The organism is Duganella sp. CF517, assembly GCF_900110275.1.
Classification (GTDB): Bacteria; Pseudomonadota; Gammaproteobacteria; order Burkholderiales; family Burkholderiaceae_D; genus Rugamonas.
In genome coordinates this window covers 337,457-353,685 of sequence record NZ_FODC01000003.1, presented here as the reverse complement: position 1 = coordinate 353,685, position 16,229 = coordinate 337,457, and the positions used below count along the sequence as shown (strand labels likewise).

General features: G+C 64.8%; 15 protein-coding genes. 8 read left to right on the top strand and 7 right to left on the bottom strand.

Annotated elements, in window-relative coordinates:
* Positions 1-176 precede the first annotated feature (176 nt).
* From BMX85_RS13275 to BMX85_RS13265, 3 genes are read right to left on the bottom strand one after another with little or no spacing between them, the layout of a single operon-like run.
* Positions 177-527 carry a hypothetical protein gene (locus tag BMX85_RS13275; RefSeq protein WP_090318529.1) on the bottom strand — a complete coding sequence of 117 codons (351 nt, stop codon included), beginning with the start codon at positions 525-527 and terminating at the stop codon, positions 177-179.
* Positions 527-802 (bottom strand): hypothetical protein, encoded by a 276-nt coding sequence (locus BMX85_RS13270; RefSeq protein ID WP_143067969.1) that lies wholly within the window; start codon positions 800-802, stop codon positions 527-529. The genes BMX85_RS13275 and BMX85_RS13270 overlap by 1 nt, the downstream gene beginning before the upstream one ends.
* 13 nt (positions 803-815) lie before the next feature.
* A complete protein-coding gene (locus tag BMX85_RS13265) occupies positions 816-1,997 on the bottom strand; it encodes a matrixin family metalloprotease (protein WP_177196739.1) in 1,182 nt (393 codons plus the stop codon).
* Positions 1,998-2,280: 283 nt separating this feature from the next.
* On the opposite strand from BMX85_RS13265, the gene BMX85_RS13260 reads away from it, so the two are divergent.
* Positions 2,281-3,807: a CitMHS family transporter gene (locus BMX85_RS13260; RefSeq protein WP_090318521.1), complete on the top strand. Its 1,527-nt coding sequence runs from the start codon at positions 2,281-2,283 to the stop codon at positions 3,805-3,807.
* A gap of 305 nt (positions 3,808-4,112) precedes the next feature.
* On the opposite strand, the gene BMX85_RS13255 is transcribed toward BMX85_RS13260, so the two are convergent.
* Both BMX85_RS13255 and BMX85_RS13250 read right to left on the bottom strand, forming a co-directional pair.
* Complete coding sequence (locus tag BMX85_RS13255; protein WP_090318518.1) at positions 4,113-5,456, bottom strand: maltoporin; 1,344 nt, start codon at positions 5,454-5,456, stop codon at positions 4,113-4,115.
* Between the two features lie 221 nt (positions 5,457-5,677).
* On the bottom strand, positions 5,678-6,655 hold the full coding sequence (locus tag BMX85_RS13250) for a PfkB family carbohydrate kinase (protein ID WP_090318515.1): 978 nt from the start codon (positions 6,653-6,655) through the stop codon (positions 5,678-5,680).
* Between the two features lie 210 nt (positions 6,656-6,865).
* Between BMX85_RS13250 and BMX85_RS13245 the strand changes: the two genes are divergently transcribed.
* The 5 genes from BMX85_RS13245 to BMX85_RS13225 all read left to right on the top strand — a co-directional run bounded on the left by BMX85_RS13245 (position 6,866) and on the right by BMX85_RS13225 (position 11,368).
* The gene (locus tag BMX85_RS13245; RefSeq protein ID WP_090318512.1) at positions 6,866-7,831 is read left to right on the top strand and encodes a sugar ABC transporter substrate-binding protein; all 966 of its coding nucleotides are present in this window, start codon (positions 6,866-6,868) and stop codon (positions 7,829-7,831) included.
* A 62-nt stretch (positions 7,832-7,893) separates the two neighbouring features.
* Entirely contained in the window at positions 7,894-8,853 is a 960-nt protein-coding gene (locus tag BMX85_RS13240) for an ABC transporter permease (protein ID WP_090318508.1), read from the top strand.
* 2 nt (positions 8,854-8,855) lie between these two features.
* Entirely contained in the window at positions 8,856-9,650 is a 795-nt protein-coding gene (locus BMX85_RS13235) for an ATP-binding cassette domain-containing protein (RefSeq protein ID WP_090318505.1), read from the top strand.
* Positions 9,643-10,095 (top strand): RbsD/FucU family protein, encoded by a 453-nt coding sequence (locus BMX85_RS13230; RefSeq protein WP_090318502.1) that lies wholly within the window; start codon positions 9,643-9,645, stop codon positions 10,093-10,095. Before BMX85_RS13235 ends, BMX85_RS13230 begins: the two co-directional genes overlap by 8 nt.
* Before the next feature lie 7 nt (positions 10,096-10,102).
* The gene (locus tag BMX85_RS13225) at positions 10,103-11,368 is read left to right on the top strand and encodes an ROK family transcriptional regulator (RefSeq protein ID WP_090318499.1); all 1,266 of its coding nucleotides are present in this window, start codon (positions 10,103-10,105) and stop codon (positions 11,366-11,368) included.
* 17 nt (positions 11,369-11,385) lie between these two features.
* Here the strand turns inward: BMX85_RS13225 and BMX85_RS30465 are convergent, their stop codons facing one another.
* Positions 11,386-12,525: a cellulase family glycosylhydrolase gene (locus BMX85_RS30465; RefSeq protein WP_177196738.1), complete on the bottom strand. Its 1,140-nt coding sequence runs from the start codon at positions 12,523-12,525 to the stop codon at positions 11,386-11,388.
* A 198-nt stretch (positions 12,526-12,723) separates the two neighbouring features.
* The gene (locus BMX85_RS30970; RefSeq protein WP_090318496.1) at positions 12,724-13,368 is read right to left on the bottom strand and encodes a PEP-CTERM sorting domain-containing protein; all 645 of its coding nucleotides are present in this window, start codon (positions 13,366-13,368) and stop codon (positions 12,724-12,726) included.
* A gap of 281 nt (positions 13,369-13,649) precedes the next feature.
* Between BMX85_RS30970 and BMX85_RS13210 the strand changes: the two genes are divergently transcribed.
* A complete protein-coding gene (locus BMX85_RS13210) occupies positions 13,650-14,393 on the top strand; it encodes a GntR family transcriptional regulator (RefSeq protein WP_090318493.1) in 744 nt (247 codons plus the stop codon).
* A 46-nt stretch (positions 14,394-14,439) separates the two neighbouring features.
* On the top strand, positions 14,440-16,224 hold the full coding sequence (locus BMX85_RS13205; protein WP_090320020.1) for a fumarate reductase/succinate dehydrogenase flavoprotein subunit: 1,785 nt from the start codon (positions 14,440-14,442) through the stop codon (positions 16,222-16,224).
* Positions 16,225-16,229: the final 5 nt, after the last annotated feature.

The window sequence follows — 16,229 nt, the reverse complement described above, 5'->3', positions numbered from 1 at the left end:
GGAACACCAGCACCGCGCACAGGATCAGGTCGGTGCCAAGCGAAAACAGGATAAAAGTGTGGGGCGATACGTTCATAAACAAGCAATATGCCTTAGCCCCGGCGATTAATCAATGCCGAGGCCGCTTCAGCTTGTCGTTTCACCTCGTTTGCAGGCGGTCGCCCCCTCCAAGGCGCCTAGTCGAGCGTGACGACGCAGCCGACGCCGTAGCTCTCCAGGTCGCTCACGTGCATGCTGCGCAGCCGGAACGTGACGCTGCGCCCGAAGCCGACCCGCGCGCCCGGGCGCAGGTTCGAGTCCGACCCGGGCGCGCCCAGATGGTCGCCACCGGTGCCGACCACGCCCGCGTCGGCGCCGTCGATGCGGTAGACCTCGATCGCCTGGGCGTTGTCCCGATCGTAATCGGTGAGCGAGTCGGTGAACGTGATGCTGCCCCACGCCAGGAACGAGCGCGCGCGCCCGAAGTTGACGGTGGCGGTCGTCGTGCCGGCGCCGAAATTCCACAGGTTGACTCGGAAGGCGTCCATCAGGCTTCCCCTTTGGCGGCGCGGCGCGGCGCGCGCGCGGCCACCTGCAGGCGCTTGACCGCGCCATCGAAGACCAGCGTCTTGTCGCGGTTGGCGGGATCGAAGTCCGGCGGCGCGCAATGGACCTCGTAGCCGGCCGGATCGCCCAGTTCGAAGACGGCCGCGCGCAGCTCCTCGTCCGAGCACGTCACGGGCTGCTCGTTGCCGAACACATAGTGGGAATGCATCCGCACGATCTTGCCGGTTGCCGTCTCAACGATTGCATAGTGTGTCATGAGTGATACCTCCTTAGTCGAGCGCGAGCACGCAGCCCACGCCATATGCCTCAAGGTCGGATGAATGGAAGGTGCTCAACCTGAACTGCACCGTCCGCCCCGCGCCGATGAACGCGCCCTGGAACAGGTTGCTCGGGGCGCCATTCGTGCCCAGGTGGTCGCCGCCGAAGCCGGCATTGCCGACCAGTTCGCCATCGACGCGGAACACATCGAGCGCGCAGGCGTTGTCGCGGTCGTAGTCGGTCAGGGCATCGACGAAGGTCGCCTGGCCGAACGCCAGGAAGCGGCGGCGCCGGCCGAAATCGACCAGCGCCGAACCGGTGCCGCCGGCGAAGGCCCACAGGTTGACCACGGCCGCCCGCGCGCCGGCGCCGGCCCGGAACGGGTACAGGCTCAGGATGCCGCGTATGTCTTCCTCGGCCAGCGTGTGCTGGCCGTTTTGGACGAACGGGAACATGACCGCGTTGTCCTCGCGCGAGTGGCCCAGGCCCAGCGCGTGGCCGATCTCGTGGATGGCGACGTTCCACAGGTCCTGGCCGCCGGCCGAGCCAAAGCGCCAGTCGCGCCAGTTCTCGGACTCGTCGAAGTGGACCACGCCGGTCCGCGGATAGAAACCGTGCGCGACGATGGTGCCGGGGCCGTCGAACGGCGAACCGTCGCCATGGTCGCCGGATTCGAAGCCGAGGCGGATGTCGGCGCCGCTGTCGACGCGCGTGAAGCTGAGCGGACTGACGCCGGCCCACACCTGGAACGCGGCGTCGATGCACTCGACCTCGGTCGTCAGGTCCGGCGAACCGTTGTAGACCTGGTAGCGCAGGTCGTAGCTCTCCCACGGTCCGCTGTTGATGCGGAACGTAAACGGGTCCTGCGCCTCGTCTCCCGAGCTGCCCAGCGCGTCCGACAGCGCCTTCAGATCGACGCCTTCCGGGATGTCGCGCATGCCGCAACGGGGCTGGCGCAGCAGCTTCAGCGTCCGCACATCGATGTCGCCGCTCACCGGCAGGTGAAAGTAGGCCTGGAAGATGCGCACGGCGCGCGTCATGTCGGCATCGTAGAGATCGCTCCGGTCCCCGGCCGGGTGGTAGCCGAGCCGCGTCAGCAGTTGCTTGAAATGGGCGATGGCGTCGCCGCGCGCGCCTTCGCGGTGGACGATCCTGGCGAGTTGCCGCGCTCGCTCGGCGGGATATTTGCTCATTTTCACCATCTCCTTTGTCGACAACCATCGCTCGCAAAGGGGATTCTGTTCCCTCTCCAGGCCGTCGCGTTGAGGCGGATCAAGCGCGGCCTTGTCGACGCGGCTTGCGTAATTGCCGTAAGGCCATTGCTGTTACCCATGTTCTTTCGTCACGATTGCGCGCACTGAAAGTCAATTGAAAGCTTGGCGGATTTATAGTATTCGCAGAACTTATGCGGCTTATGCGCAAAAACTATAACGCCGGCAAGCCATCACGCCGACGGATGATACTGAGGAGAATTAAATGTTGACCGTGCTCGCCTATTCGATGGTCGTAGTCTTTATGTTTTTGATCATGACCAAGCGCCTGCCGGCGATGGTCGCGCTGATCCTGGTGCCGATCGGCTTCGGGCTGATCGGCGGCTTCGGCGCCGAACTGGGCCCGATGATGCTCGCCGGGATCAAACAGCTGGCCCCGACCGGCGTCATGCTGATGTTCGCCATCCTCTACTTCGGCGTCATGATCGACGCCGGCCTGTTCGATCCGGTGGTGCGGCTGATCCTCAAACTGGTCAAGGGCGACCCGATGAAGATCGTGGTCGGCACCGCCGTGCTGACGATGATCGTCTCGCTCGACGGCGACGGCGCCACCACCTATATGATCACCGTTTCGGCCATGCTGCCGCTGTACCAGCGCCTCGGCATCAGCCGCCTGGTCATGGCGTGCGTGATCATGCTGGCCGGCGGCGTGTTCAACATCCTGCCGTGGGGCGGCCCGACCGCCCGCGCCGCCAGCGCGCTGGCCGTCGACGTCAGCGACATCTTCGTGCCGATGATTCCGGCCATGATCGCCGGGGTCTGCTGGGTGCTGTTCGTCGCCTACGTGCTGGGCCGCAAGGAGCGCAACCGTCTCGGCGTGGTCGATCTGCTGCCGGCCAAGGCCACCAAGGCCGTGGCGGCGGAAGTCGACGCCGTCGGCGTGCAGCCGGCCTACACCGGCGTCGCCCAGCTGCAGCAAGTGAACGCCGCCATGGGCATGCACGGCGCGATGGGCGGCTCGGGCCAGGTCGGCATCGCCGGGCGTCCGCGCCACACCGCCGGCGACCAGGGCCCGGCGTTCGGCAAGGTGGTCCATCTGCACGGCGCGCCGTCCGCCGGCGACGCCGGCGCCGACGATGAAATCAACCTGACCGATCCGCAAACCGCGCGGCCGAAACTGATCTGGATTAACCTCGCGCTGACCCTGGTGCTGATGGGGATGCTGATCAAAGGCCTGCTGCCGCTGCCGGTGCTGTTCATGATCGCCTTCGCGATCGCCATCATGATTAATTATCCGAAGCTGGAAGATCAAAAGGAGCGCCTGACGGCCCACGCCGCCAACGTGCTGCCGGTGGTGTCGCTGATCTTCGCCGCCGGTATCTTTGTCGGCATCCTGCAAGGCACCAAGATGGTCGACGCCATCGCCGCCAGCGTGATCACCGCCATCCCGGCGTGGATGGGGCCTTACCTGGCCATCGTCACCGGCATCCTGAGCATTCCGTTCACCTTCTTCATCTCGAACGACGCGTTCTACTTCGGCGTGGTGCCGATCCTGGCCAAGGCGGCCGCCGTCTATGGCATCACCGCCGCCGAAATCGGCCGCGCCTCCATCATCGGCCAGCCGGTCCACCTGCTCAGCCCGCTGGTGGCGTCGACCTACCTGCTGGTGGGGATGGCCAAGATCGAGTTCGGCGACCATCAGCGCTATACCCTGATGTGGGCGATCTCCGCCTCGCTGGTGATGCTGACCGCCGCGCTGGTGTTCGGTGTGATTCCTTTCATGGGCGGTTGAACGCGCTTTGATCGACCTACGGGCGGGATGTCGCGGCAGAATGCGTGGTTCCCGGCGTCCAGCCCAGGAGTGGCCATGCAGAACGTGCTGTAGCACTTTCGCTTTCCCGACGGCGTCACCGCCAGTTGCGCCGTCGCCGCCGACGGCGAAGCCAGACCAGCGACCTCATCAACGCCCTCCTCGTGCTCGACCTGCTGGCCAAGGCGCTGCCCTACTCCATCGACGAACAACTCGACGACATCAAGGGTATCTTCCTGGCCGGGACGCCGCCGGCGCAGGCCTGGTGACCAGACCGTGGTCTACATCTAGAAACAGACGTCGGCCTGGACGCCGATCATCGAGCCGGATTTTGCGGCGCCGAAGGCGCCGGTCGACGACAGCGCGCTGCCCGGCGCGGCGCTGTCGGCGGCCAGGCGGGCCGCGTCGTTCCATTTGGCGTATGTGTAGAACAGGCGCAGATCGGGCCGCGCGTTCAGGCCCATGCCGGAGGAAATGGTCGGGGCGAAGGTGAACTTGGTCATCCTGCGCGTGGGGCCGTCGTCCGGCCGGATGGTGTCGACGCCCAAATCCATGCCGATCTTGAAGCGGCGGGAAATGCCGTAGACCAGATGTGTTCCCAAGCTGGTCCAGACCTTGTTCTCGGCCACGCCCAGGACGGTGCGCTCGGCGGTGAAACCCTTGTCCTTCTGGTAGATCGCCACCAGCTCGGCGCCCCAGCGCGGGGTGAACTGGGTGTACAAGCCTTCGACCACGCGCAGGCGGCTGATGTTCTTGTCGTCCCTCAGATTGCCGATCGCGCCGATGGCCTGGTCGGCGCCGCCGGTGCCCGGCCCTTTGCCGTACTGAACGGCGAACTTGTTCTCGCCGTCGCCGTTGATGTCGGACTGGCGGTGCTGGATCGTGACGCCGTAACCGGAATGCAGGCTGTCGGCCGGCTCATCGGCGTTGCCCTTGGCGTCTTTGACGATGAGGCTGATGCCCAGCTCCAGCGCGCCTTTGCGGTTGGTCGGAATGCCGCGCAGCTGGAAGTCGTGGCGGGTGGCCGAATTGCTGCCGTTGTCGGCCAGCGCGCCCGTCGCCGGCAGCAGGCCGCTGGTGGTGGCCACCAGATTGTCCTTGCGCAGCAAAGCGTAGCTGAACTTCAGGTCGCCCACCACGGGCACGTCCTCGACGCCGCCGCCGAAGCCCCGGCCGCTCCAGTAGATAAAGTCGTTGGCGCCCAAGCCTTCGCGTTTGTAGTACTTGCGGCCCAGCCAGACGCTGCCGCCGTTAAGTTCGGGAATTTTATCGCCTTGCACGTAAATCTGCGGCAGGTCGGCGTCGGACTTCGACGAGGCGTTCGGGCTGTAATAGGACAGCATGATGTTGGCGTTGAAGACGGCGCCGTCGTCGGCGACCTTCCCTACTTGCTGGCCCAGCCAGAACTCGCCGTAGACCTCGCATTCGTTGCCAAGCCGGTACTTGGCCAGCGCGCCGGCAAGCTGGAAGCAGCTGGCGCCGCCGTGGGAGGAGTTGGACCCGGCAAGCGCGCGGAAGTAGCCCTGATAATCGAGCGCGGCCGCCGGCAGGCAGCAGGCCATGGCGGCGGCGGCCAGCGCCGTTGGCATCGAAGGGAATCGGGGGGTGAGGCGTTGAATGATATTTTTCATTTGTACTGTCTCCAGTGTTCGTTTGTTGTCTGTCGTTGCTTGTTTGTTTTAGTTTTGGTCGGCGCGTGGGCGCCGGATGTGGCTTTGTGCATAAATTCGGCGCAGCGCTCCCCCTGGCGCGTCTGAGGCCATTTTTTTTGGTTATCTTGCTGCGTTTGCCGACGTTCAGGCGTTGTCGGAGGCACTTCGATGGCCGATGACGGCGTGCCGCCTAATCGGCGCTACGTGGTTGCGTCGGTCGGCGTCCCCTGTTGCCAGTCGATTCCAAACTGCACTGTTTGGTCCCACGTGGCCGGATCGCAACCGGCGCGCGTGACGTTGACGCTGGCGGCGCAAATCGCGTGCTGGAGCGCGCTTCTCAGCGTTTCCTGTTCGAGCCCTTGCAGCGCGGCCTCGCTGCTCAACGCGCCTTCCCGGTACAGGTAGGCGATCAGGCCGGCCTGGAAGCAGTCGCCCGCGCCCACCGTGTCGACCAGCGCCAGGTCGGCCGGTGTCGGCAGGTCGATGCGGCGGGTGCGCGACATCAGCGATGCCGTCTGGCCTCCGCGCGTCACCGCGATCAATCGCACCGACGATCCGTCGAACAGCGCATCGGCGACCTGCTCAAGGTTGGCGGCATCCAACCCAAGATGCGCAAGATCCTCGTCACTGACCTTGACGATGTGCGCCTGCTTCAGCGCTTGCCTGACCGCGTCCAGGTAGCGCGGCAGGTCGTCGGCCACCAGCGGCCGCAGGTTGGCGTCGATCGAAATCAGCGCGCCGCGTTCGGCTGCGGCCCGCAGCGCCGGCAGCAGCTTGTCGCCGTCCTCCGGCACCAGCGCCAGTCCGCCGGTGTGCAGCAACGCCAGTTGCGGCGGGAAGCTGGCGATCAGCGACGCGGCGCTGGCGTCGCGGTCGGCCACGCGTTCGCGATGGAAGGCGTAGGTCGGCGCGCCGTTGGCGTCGATGCTGACGATGGCAAGCGAAGTGGGCCGGGCGCTGGGTGCGGGCGCGGCCGGCAGCACATCGCTGGCGCGCAGCAGCGCGGCGAATCTGCCGCCGAATTTGTCGGTCGACAGCGGATTGAGATAGGCGGTCGGTACGCCCTGCCGCGCCAGTCCGATGGCGGAGTTGAATACCGACCCGCCCAGGCAGGCCTGGAAGCGTCCGTCAGGCTGTTCGATCATGTCCACCAAGGCCTCGCCTAAGGTTGCGATCATCGTGTCCTCGTTAGTTGCATTAGGAAAAATTAAGCTGGCCGCACACCGGAAAGCGCGCGTTCGGCCGGCCACTTAATTAATAAAACAACTTGATTTATTAATTTGTTGCGAATATATTCCTAATCGGTTCGGTAGTAAAGCGTTATCACTTCTACCGGAACACGCCCCGCCGACAGGCGCGGCCACCCAGAAAATCAGAGGAGACATCGAATGAGATTGAAATATTTGCTGGCGCTGAGCGCGCTCGGCACCGCCACGGCCATGGCCGCCGAACAACCGGTGATCGGCTTGATCACCAAGACCGAAATCAACCCGTTCTTCGTCAAGATGAAGGAAGGCGCGCACCAAGCGGCCCAGGCCGGCGGCGCCAAACTGCTCACCGGCGCCGGCAAATCCGACGGCGACAACGCCGGCCAGGTCACCGCCATCGAGAACATGATCGCCGCCGGCGCCAAGACCATCCTCATCACGCCAAGCGATGCCAAGGCCATCGTGCCGTCGATCAAAAAGGCGCGCGACAAGGGCGTGATGGTGATCGCCATGGACAGTCCGACCGAGCCGATGGACGCCGCCGACGCCCTCTTCAGCACCGACAACCACAAGGCCGGCGTGCTGATCGGCCGCTACGCCAAGGCCTCGTTCGCCGGCAAGCCGGTCAAGATCGCCGCGCTCGACCTGTTCCCCGGCCATCCGGTGGGCATCCAGCGCCTGGCCGGCTTCCTGGAGGGCTTCGGCATCAAGAAAGGCGACGCCAGCATCGTCTGCATGCAGGACAGCTACGGCGACCAGGCCAAGGGCCAGACCGCGATGGAAAACTGCCTGCAGAAGAACCCCGGCATCAACCTGGTGTACGCCATCAACGAGCCGGCCGCCGCCGGCGCGTTCAAGGCGCTCAAGGCGGCCGGCAAGGACAAGGGCGTGCTGCTGGTGTCCGTCGACGGCGGCTGCACCGGCGTGCGTGACGTCAAGGGCGGCAGGATCGCCGCCACGGCGCAGCAATATCCGTTGAAGATGGCCGCGCTCGGCGTCGAGGCCGGCCTGCTGTACGCCAAGACCGGCAAGAAGACCAGCGGCTATGTCGACACCGGCGTCACGCTCATCACCGACAAGCCGGTGGCGGGTGTGGACAGCAAGGACACCCAGGCCGGCCTCGACGCCTGCTGGGGCAAAAAATAAAAGGAAGAACGACCATGAATACTCCCCTGCAGGGCTCGCTGCCCCTTACCAAGGACGCCTCCATGAACGCCCGCCTGCTCGACCGCCTGCCACCCGTCTCCACGCTGGGGCCGTTCATCGCGCTGGTGGTCGCCTCGCTGTTTTTCGCGTCCCAATCGGACCGCTTTTTGACCGGCCAGAACTTCTCGCTGATCCTGCAACAGGTGATGATCGTCGGCGTCATCGCCCTCGGACAGACGCTGATCGTGCTAACCGCCGGCATCGACCTGTCGTGCGGCATGGTGATGGCGCTCGGCTCGGTCGTGATGAGCAAGTTCGCCGTCGACATGGGCATCGATCCGTACGTCGCCATCGCCTGCGGCATCGCCGTGTGCACGGCCATCGGCGCGCTCAACGGCGCGCTGGTGACGCGGATTAAGCTGCCCGCCTTCATCGTCACGCTCGGCACGATGAACATCGCCTTCGCGCTGACGCAAATCTACTCGGGCGCGCAAACCGTCACCGACGTGCCGGAATCGATGATGTTCTTCGGGAATACCTTCCAGCTCGGCCAGACCTCGATCACCTACGGCACGGTGCTGATGATCGCGCTGTACATCCTGACCTGGCTGTTCCTGCGCGACACCGCGCCCGGCCGCCACGTCTACGCCGTCGGCAACAATCCCGAATCGGCGCGGCTGACCGGCATCGCCACCGACAAGGTCATGCTGGGCGTGTACATGGCCGCGGGCCTGTTCTACGGCATCGCCTCGATGTTGTCGGTGGCCCGCATGGGCGTCGGCGATCCGCAGGCCGGCGCCACGGACAACCTCGACAGCATCACCGCCGTCGTCATCGGCGGCACCAGCCTGTTCGGCGGACGCGGTTCGATCGTCGGCACCTTGATCGGCGTGCTGATCGTCGGCGTGTTCCGCAACGGTTTGACGCTGATGGGCGTGCCCTCGGTGTATCAGGTACTGGTCACGGGCGTGCTCGTGATCCTGGCTGTGGCCACCGACCAACTCACCCACAAGAAGGGTTAATCATGACGATCCCCAACGCAATCCCCGTGTTCCAGGCGCGCGGCCTGACCAAGCGCTATGGCAACGTCACCGCCCTCGACGGCACCGACTTCGAACTGCGCGCCGGCGAAATCCTGGCCGTGATCGGCGACAACGGCGCCGGCAAGTCGAGCCTGATCAAGGCGCTGTCGGGCGCCATCGTGCCCGACACCGGCGAACTGCTGCTCGACGGTAAAGCCGTCCACTTCGGCTCGCCGATCGACGCCCGCCGCCACGGCATCGAAACGGTCTACCAGGACCTGGCCGTCGCGCCGGCGATGACCATCGCCGAGAACCTGTTCCTCGGCCGCGAGATCCTCAAGCCCGGCATCATGGGCAAGTACTTCCGCGTCATCGACAAGAAAAAGATGCTGTCGGAGGCGATCCGCCACATGCAGGATCTTAAAATCGGCATCCGCTCGATGCAGCAGGCGGTCGAAACCCTGTCCGGCGGCCAGCGCCAGGGCGTGGCGGTGGCCCGCAGCACTGCCTTCGCCCGCCACGTCGTCATCCTCGACGAGCCGACCGCCGCGCTCGGCGTCAAGGAAGGCAATATGGTGCTGGAGTTGATCCGCCGCGTGCGCGACCGTGGCCTGGCCGTGGTGCTGATCAGCCACAACATGCCGCACGTGTTCGAGATCGCCGACCGCATCCACATCCAGCGGCTGGGAAGGCGCGCCGCCGTGGTCAACCCCAAGACCATCAGCATGTCCGACACCGTCGCCGTGATGACCGGCGCCAAGGACCCCGCCCACCTGCCGGAAGACGCCCATGCTTAAAGGAATCGATGCCGCGCTCACGCCCGAGCTGCTGAAGGTGTTGTGCGAGATGGGGCACGGCGACGAGATCGTGGTGGTGGACGCCAACTTCACGGCCGCGTCGCTGGGCCGTGGCAAGCCGGTGATCCGCATGCCCGGCATCGACCTGCACCGCGCCTGCAAGGCGGTGCTGTCGGTGTTCCCGCTGGACCAGTCGGTGCAACAACCGGTGGCCTACATGAAGGTCGAGCACACACCGGAGGGCTACGCCTCCGACGTGCAGCGCTCGGTCATCGCGCTGGCCGGCGAACTGGCGGCGGCGGCGCCCGAACAATGCGCGGCGGTCGAGCGTTTCGCCTTCTACGACCGGGTCGGCGGCGCCTACGCCATCGTGCAAACGGGCGAGGCGCAACCGTATGCCAACTTCATTTTTAAGAAGGGCGTTATCGGTGCCGCTCTGGCATAATTAAATAATGCCAAACAATCAAAAATTACAAATAGAGACCGAGCCTGGCGGGCTTCCCGCCGAGGCGGACATCAGGACCTTGCGCCCGCGCGGCTCCAACCAGATCGGCATGAGCCAGTTCAACGAACGGGTCGTGCTGCAAACCATCCGTCTGCACGGCCCGATGCCGAAAGCCGATCTGGCCAGGCAAACCAACCTCAGCACGCAGACCATCTCGCTGATCATCAACCGCCTGCTTGACGAGGGCCTGGTGCTCAAACGCGAAGCGCTGCGCGGCAAGGTCGGGCAACCGTCGGTGCCGATCGCGCTGGACCCGGACGGCGCTTTTTCGATCGGCATCAAGATCGGGCGGCGCAATCTGGACGTGCTGCTGATCGACTTCGTCGGCAAGACGCGCGAGCGCTCGTCGCTGTCGTACACCTTCCCCGATCCGGACACGCTGTTCATCGAAATTGAAAAACAGCTGGCGCTGATCCACGAGCGGCTCGGCCCGGCGCGCGCCAAGCGCCTCAGCGGCATCGGCATCGCCGCCCCGCTGGCCCTGGGCGGCTGGCAGAAGCTGCTCGGCATCGCCCCGGAGCAGGCGGAAAAATGGAACCGGATCGACATCCGCGAACGGGTGCAGGCGATGACCGGGCTGCCGGTGCAGTTCGTCAAGGACACCGCCGCCGCCTGCGTGGCCGAGTTGGTGGCCGGCCGGGGCCGCAGCATCAAGAGTTTTCTATACGTGTTCGTCGACACCTTTATCGGCGGCGGCCTCGTCATCGACAGCGACCTGCGCGGCGGCCTGCACGGCAACGCCGGCGCCATCGGCTCGATCCCGCTGGGCCTGGCCCGGCGCGGCGACAGCGCGCAGCCGGCGCAGCTGCTCAGCGACGCCTCGTTGTTCAGCCTGGAGCAATCGTTCATCGCGGCCGGGCTCGACGAGGCGGCCTGCTTCGACGGCCGCGCGCTGCGCGACCCATGGCGTCCGCACACGATGGCATGGCTGGACCACGCGGCGCGCGCCATCGCGCTGACCATCAACAGCGCCGCCTGCCTGCTCGACCTCGACAGCGTGATCATCGACGGCTCGTGCGAGCGCAGCCTGCTCGACGAGCTGCTGCCGCAGGTGGAAGCCGCCCTCGGCTTCTACAGCTGGGAAGGCGTGTCGCGGCCGTCGGTGCTGGGCGGCACCATCGGCTCGGACGCGCGCGCCATCGGCGGCGCGTTGCTGCCGCTGTACGCCAACTTCGCCCCGGACAGCAACTTGTTCCTCAAGTCCGACAAATAAGCGTACAGCGTGGCGCGCTAGTAGATCGACGCCTTCTGCGCGGTGTTGCTGATACCGTACTGGCCGTACCACACCGTGTTGCCCCAGCTGGTGGTGGCGGACCAATTGGTCATCAGATCGAGCCAGGCGTTGGCGCCGTCATTGCCTTGCGTCGACCACGCCACGTAGCCGACGCCGAACTGCTGCGCATACTGCATCAGCAACGGCGCGTCGACCTTGGAGCCGAGGTTGTTGTTGCCGTTGTTGTAGTTGTAGCCGAACTCGCCGATCAACAAGGGCAAGTTGTTGCTCTTGTAGTTGTTCATCATGTTGTAGATGTCGTTCGGGTTGTTGAAGCGGACGTAGGCGTGCACCGAGAACAGCAGATTGTGACGCGGGTCGTGGTTGAGCAAGTCCCAGCCGTACAACAAGCCGGCGCTGGCGTCCTGGCCCCAGGCGGGACTGTCGATGACGATGGTCGTGGTGAAGCCGGCGTTGCGCAGGGTCGTGATCGGCTGCATGTAGGCGTTGCGCCACTGCAGCGCCGTCATATCGTTGTCGCCCCACTCGTTGGCGATGTTGATCATCGTGCTGCGCTCGTGTTTCTTGAGCACGGCGGCGACATCGCTGCGCACCCAGTAGTTGGCCATGCTCTGCAGCACGGTGGTGCTGTTGCTGCCGGTGCCGTCATGCAGTTCGACGATGGACACCATCTTCTGCGCCTCGATGGCGGTCAGGATCTGGTCGAGGCGCGACGCGCTGCCGTTCATGGTCCAAACGACGCGGATCAGGTTGGTCTTGCGCGCCGCCAGATTCGGCAGCACGTTGTAGGCCTGGGTGTCGAACCACGCGTGCGGATTATTGACGCCACGGGCGATGAAGGTGTTGCCGTTGGCGTCCTTCAGCACGCTGCCGGATACCGTGAAGCCCTTCGCCAATGTGGCGACGACCATGCAGGACTGGTTGTTCTCCCAGCCCCAGCCGTCGCCATCCGGGTCCGATGCGGCGCTCGCGCACTTCGGCGCCACCTTGCACGACTGGTTGTTCTCCCAACCCCAGCCATCGCCATCCGGATCGGACGCCGCGCTGGAACAAGTCGGCGTCTGGGCCTGGGCCTGCGCCACCGCCGACAACACGACCGCGCCGGCGATCAACAGCTGTTTGATATATGTTTTCATCCATGCTCTCCAGTATTGTTATGAAGGGGAAGTCCCCTGGTTTAATTATATGGAAGCAAATGGTGTGAATTTTTGGTGAGCTGGCTTTTACAATCAGTTTAGCGACGGGTGTGCTAAACGCCGGCTGGATCGCGCCGTCCGCTAAACGGCACCCGCTGTTCCTGACTGAGTGACCGATGCGCGCGTTTTCACCCGGCGCTAGCCGGCCCGGCGCTTGGCTGACCTGCGGCGCGCCACGCCGCCCACCAGGCCCAGGCCTGCCAGCAGCATCATGTAGGTTTCGGGCTCGGGCACTGCCGTCGCGCCCATGGTCCAGGTGCCCGGGGTGGTGACCGCGCCCTGGAAGAAGTAATAGGTCTCGTAGCCGCCCAGCACGCTGTCGCCGTTGTTGGAGGTGGCGATCCGGCTGATGTCTTCCCTGCCCTCTGGGGTGTTCAATTGGCGCAACAGGCTGATGTCCCACACCGTGGGCAGGCCGTTGGCGTCCACTTCGCCGATATTCATACTCACCGTCCAATTGGGATTCCACACCGAGCCTGGCGGACGGGTCGGGTCGGCGTCCGTGTTGGGATAGAGCAGCGACTGCGGATGGGTCGGGGAATCGTTCGAATACCGGTTCATATAGATGACCGTGTCGGACGACCACGAGGAGCCGGCCGTCAGCAGCGTCGGCGTGACGATCTGCACGGTAATGACGCTGTAATGGGTGAACGTCAAATCGCTTCGATACGAGGTGTGTTCGACCGGAATCACCTGGCTGACATAATTGTACTGATAGGCGTGGGCCGCGCCGCCAAACAAGCTGGCGAACGAAATGCACATAGCAATCAACAAGTTACGCATACTGCCTCCTGTATTTTCTCGCGCGCTGATCGGCGCAACGCGAGCTTAATACACTTGGCAATTCTGCATGATAGTTTTTTTATTAGGGGCGGCACGTAGCCGAAGAATCCGGCAATCGAGCTGATCATTATCCCGACGGCGAGCGCCCGGCCTCCACGCGAAACTTTTTGCATAAGCAAACACACAATCATTCGTTCACACGCTGAAACGGCCTCGATAGACTGCAAGTTCTTTCGATAGTCATGACCTGTTATGACAGGTTATGCAGCCCAGGTGAGCCGATGACCAATTTCCGTACCGTAGAACTGTCCCCCGTCCCGCTCTACACGCAGGTGAAGGAAAACCTGCGCGAGCGCATCCTCGACGGCAGCTATCCCGCCCACGCCAAATTGCCCGCCGAGAGCGAGCTGAGCACGATCTTCGGCGTCAGCCGCATCACCGTGCGCCAGGCGCTCAACGACCTGCAGAAGGAAGGCGTCATCTTCAAGATCCCCGGCAAGGGCACCTTCGTCTCCAAGCCCAAGGCGTTCCAGCAGTTGACCCAGCTCGAAGGCTTCGGCGAGGCCATGGGCCGCATGGGCTACGAGATCTACAACCAGGTCACCAGCCACAAGATCATCGCCGCGCCGGCCCATGTGGCGCAGCGGCTGGGTCTGGCGGCCGGCGCCGACGTCGCCGAGATCAAACGCGTGCGCCACCTCAACCGCGAGCCGGTGTCGCTGGAGGTGACCTATCTGCCGCCCGACATCGGCGAGCGCTTGCGGCGAGAGGACCTGGCCGGGCGCGACATCTTCCTGATCCTGGAAAACGATTACGGCATCGCCTTGGGCCGGGCCGACCTGCAGATCGACGCCATGCTGGCCGACGACACGCTGGCCCACGCGCTGCGCATCGAGGCCGGCACGGCGTTGCTGCGCATCGAGCGCCTGACCCACGCGGCCGACGGCACGCCGCTCGACTTCGAATACCTGTATTTCCGTGGCGACGCCTTCCAGTATCGCCTGCAGATCGCGCGCCGCGGCTGAACGCGCCGCCGTCGTCCTTGTCCCCATCTACCTGGAGCAAAACACCATGCAAACCATCATCGAAACCGTCGACGTGCTGGTGATCGGCGGCGGCACCGCCGGCCCGATGGCCGCCGTCAAGGCCAAGGAAGCCAATCCCAAGCTGCGCGTGCTGCTGCTGGAAAAGGCCCACGTCAAGCGCAGCGGCGCCATCTCCATGGGCATGGACGGGCTCAACAACGCTGTGGTCCCCGGTTTCGCCACCCCGGAGCAGTACGTGAAGGAGATCACCACCGCCAACGACGGCATCGTCAACCAGCGCACGGTGCTGACCTACGCCGAAAACAGCTATCCGATGATCGAGGAGCTGGACCGCTGGGGCGTCAAGTTCGAAAAAGACGAGACCGGCGACTACGCGATGCGCAAGGTGCACCACATGGGCACCTATGTGTTGCCGATGCCCGAGGGGCACGACATCAAAAAGGTGCTGTACCGCCGCCTCAAGCGCCAGCGCGTGGAGATTAGCAACCGCCTGGTGGCAACGCGCCTGCTGACGGCGGCCGACGGCAGCATCGCCGGCGCCATGTCGTTCGACTGCCGCACCGGCGACTTCCACGTGATCCGCGCCAAGGCGGTGGTGCTGGCCACCGGCGCCGCCGGGCGGCTGGGGCTGCCCGCCTCGGGCTACCTGTTCGGCACCTATGAAAACCCGACCAACGCCGGCGACGGCTACAGCATGGCCTACCACGCCGGGGCGGAATTGTCGGGCATCGAGTGCTTTCAGATCAATCCGCTCATCAAGGATTACAACGGCCCCGCCTGCGCGTACGTGACCGGTCCGTTCGGCGGTTTCACGACCAATAACAAGGGCGAGCGGTTTATCGAATGCGACTACTGGAGCGGCCAGATGATGCAGGAGTTCTACAACGAACTGCAAGGCGGGAACGGCCCGGTGTTCCTCAAGCTGGACCATCTGGCCGAGGAAACCATCAGCACCATCGAAACGATTTTGCACACCAACGAGCGGCCCAGCCGTGGCAGGTTCCACGAGGGCCGCGGCACCGATTATCGCGCGCAGATGGTGGAGATGCACATCTCGGAGATCGGCCTGTGCAGCGGCCATTCGGCCTCCGGCGTGTGGGTCGACGAGCATGCCGAGACCACGGTGGCCGGGCTGTACGCGGCCGGCGACCTGGCCTGCGTGCCGCACAACTACATGCTGGGCGCCTTTGTCTACGGCAAGCTGGCCGGCGAGAGCGCGGCGCGCCGCTGCGCCGACACCGAACTGGCGCCGCTCGACGACGCCCAGGTCGAGGCCGAACGGGAGCGCGTCTGGGCGCCGCTCAGCCGGGTCGACGGCTTGCCGCCGGCCCAGGTCGAATACAAGCTGCGCCGCATGGTCAACGACTACCTGCAGCCGCCCAAGGTCACGCGCAAGATGGAGATCGGCCTGACCCGCTTCGAGGCCATCCGCGCCGACCTGGAGCGCCTGTCGGCCGCCGGCCCGCACGAGCTGATGCGCGCGTTGGAGGTGCACGCGATCCGCGATTGCGCCGAGATGGCGGCGCGCGCCTCGCTGTTCCGCACCGAGAGCCGCTGGGGCTTGTACCACAACCGGGTCGACCATCCCGAACGCAACGACGCCGACTGGCTGTGCCACGTGCAGGTCAAGAAGGTCGGCGGCGAAATGACTTGCTTCAAGCGTCCGCTGGAGCCGTACATCGTCGCCCTCGACGAACAGGAGAAGCAGGCTTACCAGCGGTTGCGCATCGCCAGGGAGACGTCCGGCAAGGAAGCCGGCACAGCAGATACCGCGCCGCACGCCGAAGCGCTTGCCGCGCTTGCCGTTTAAAGGAG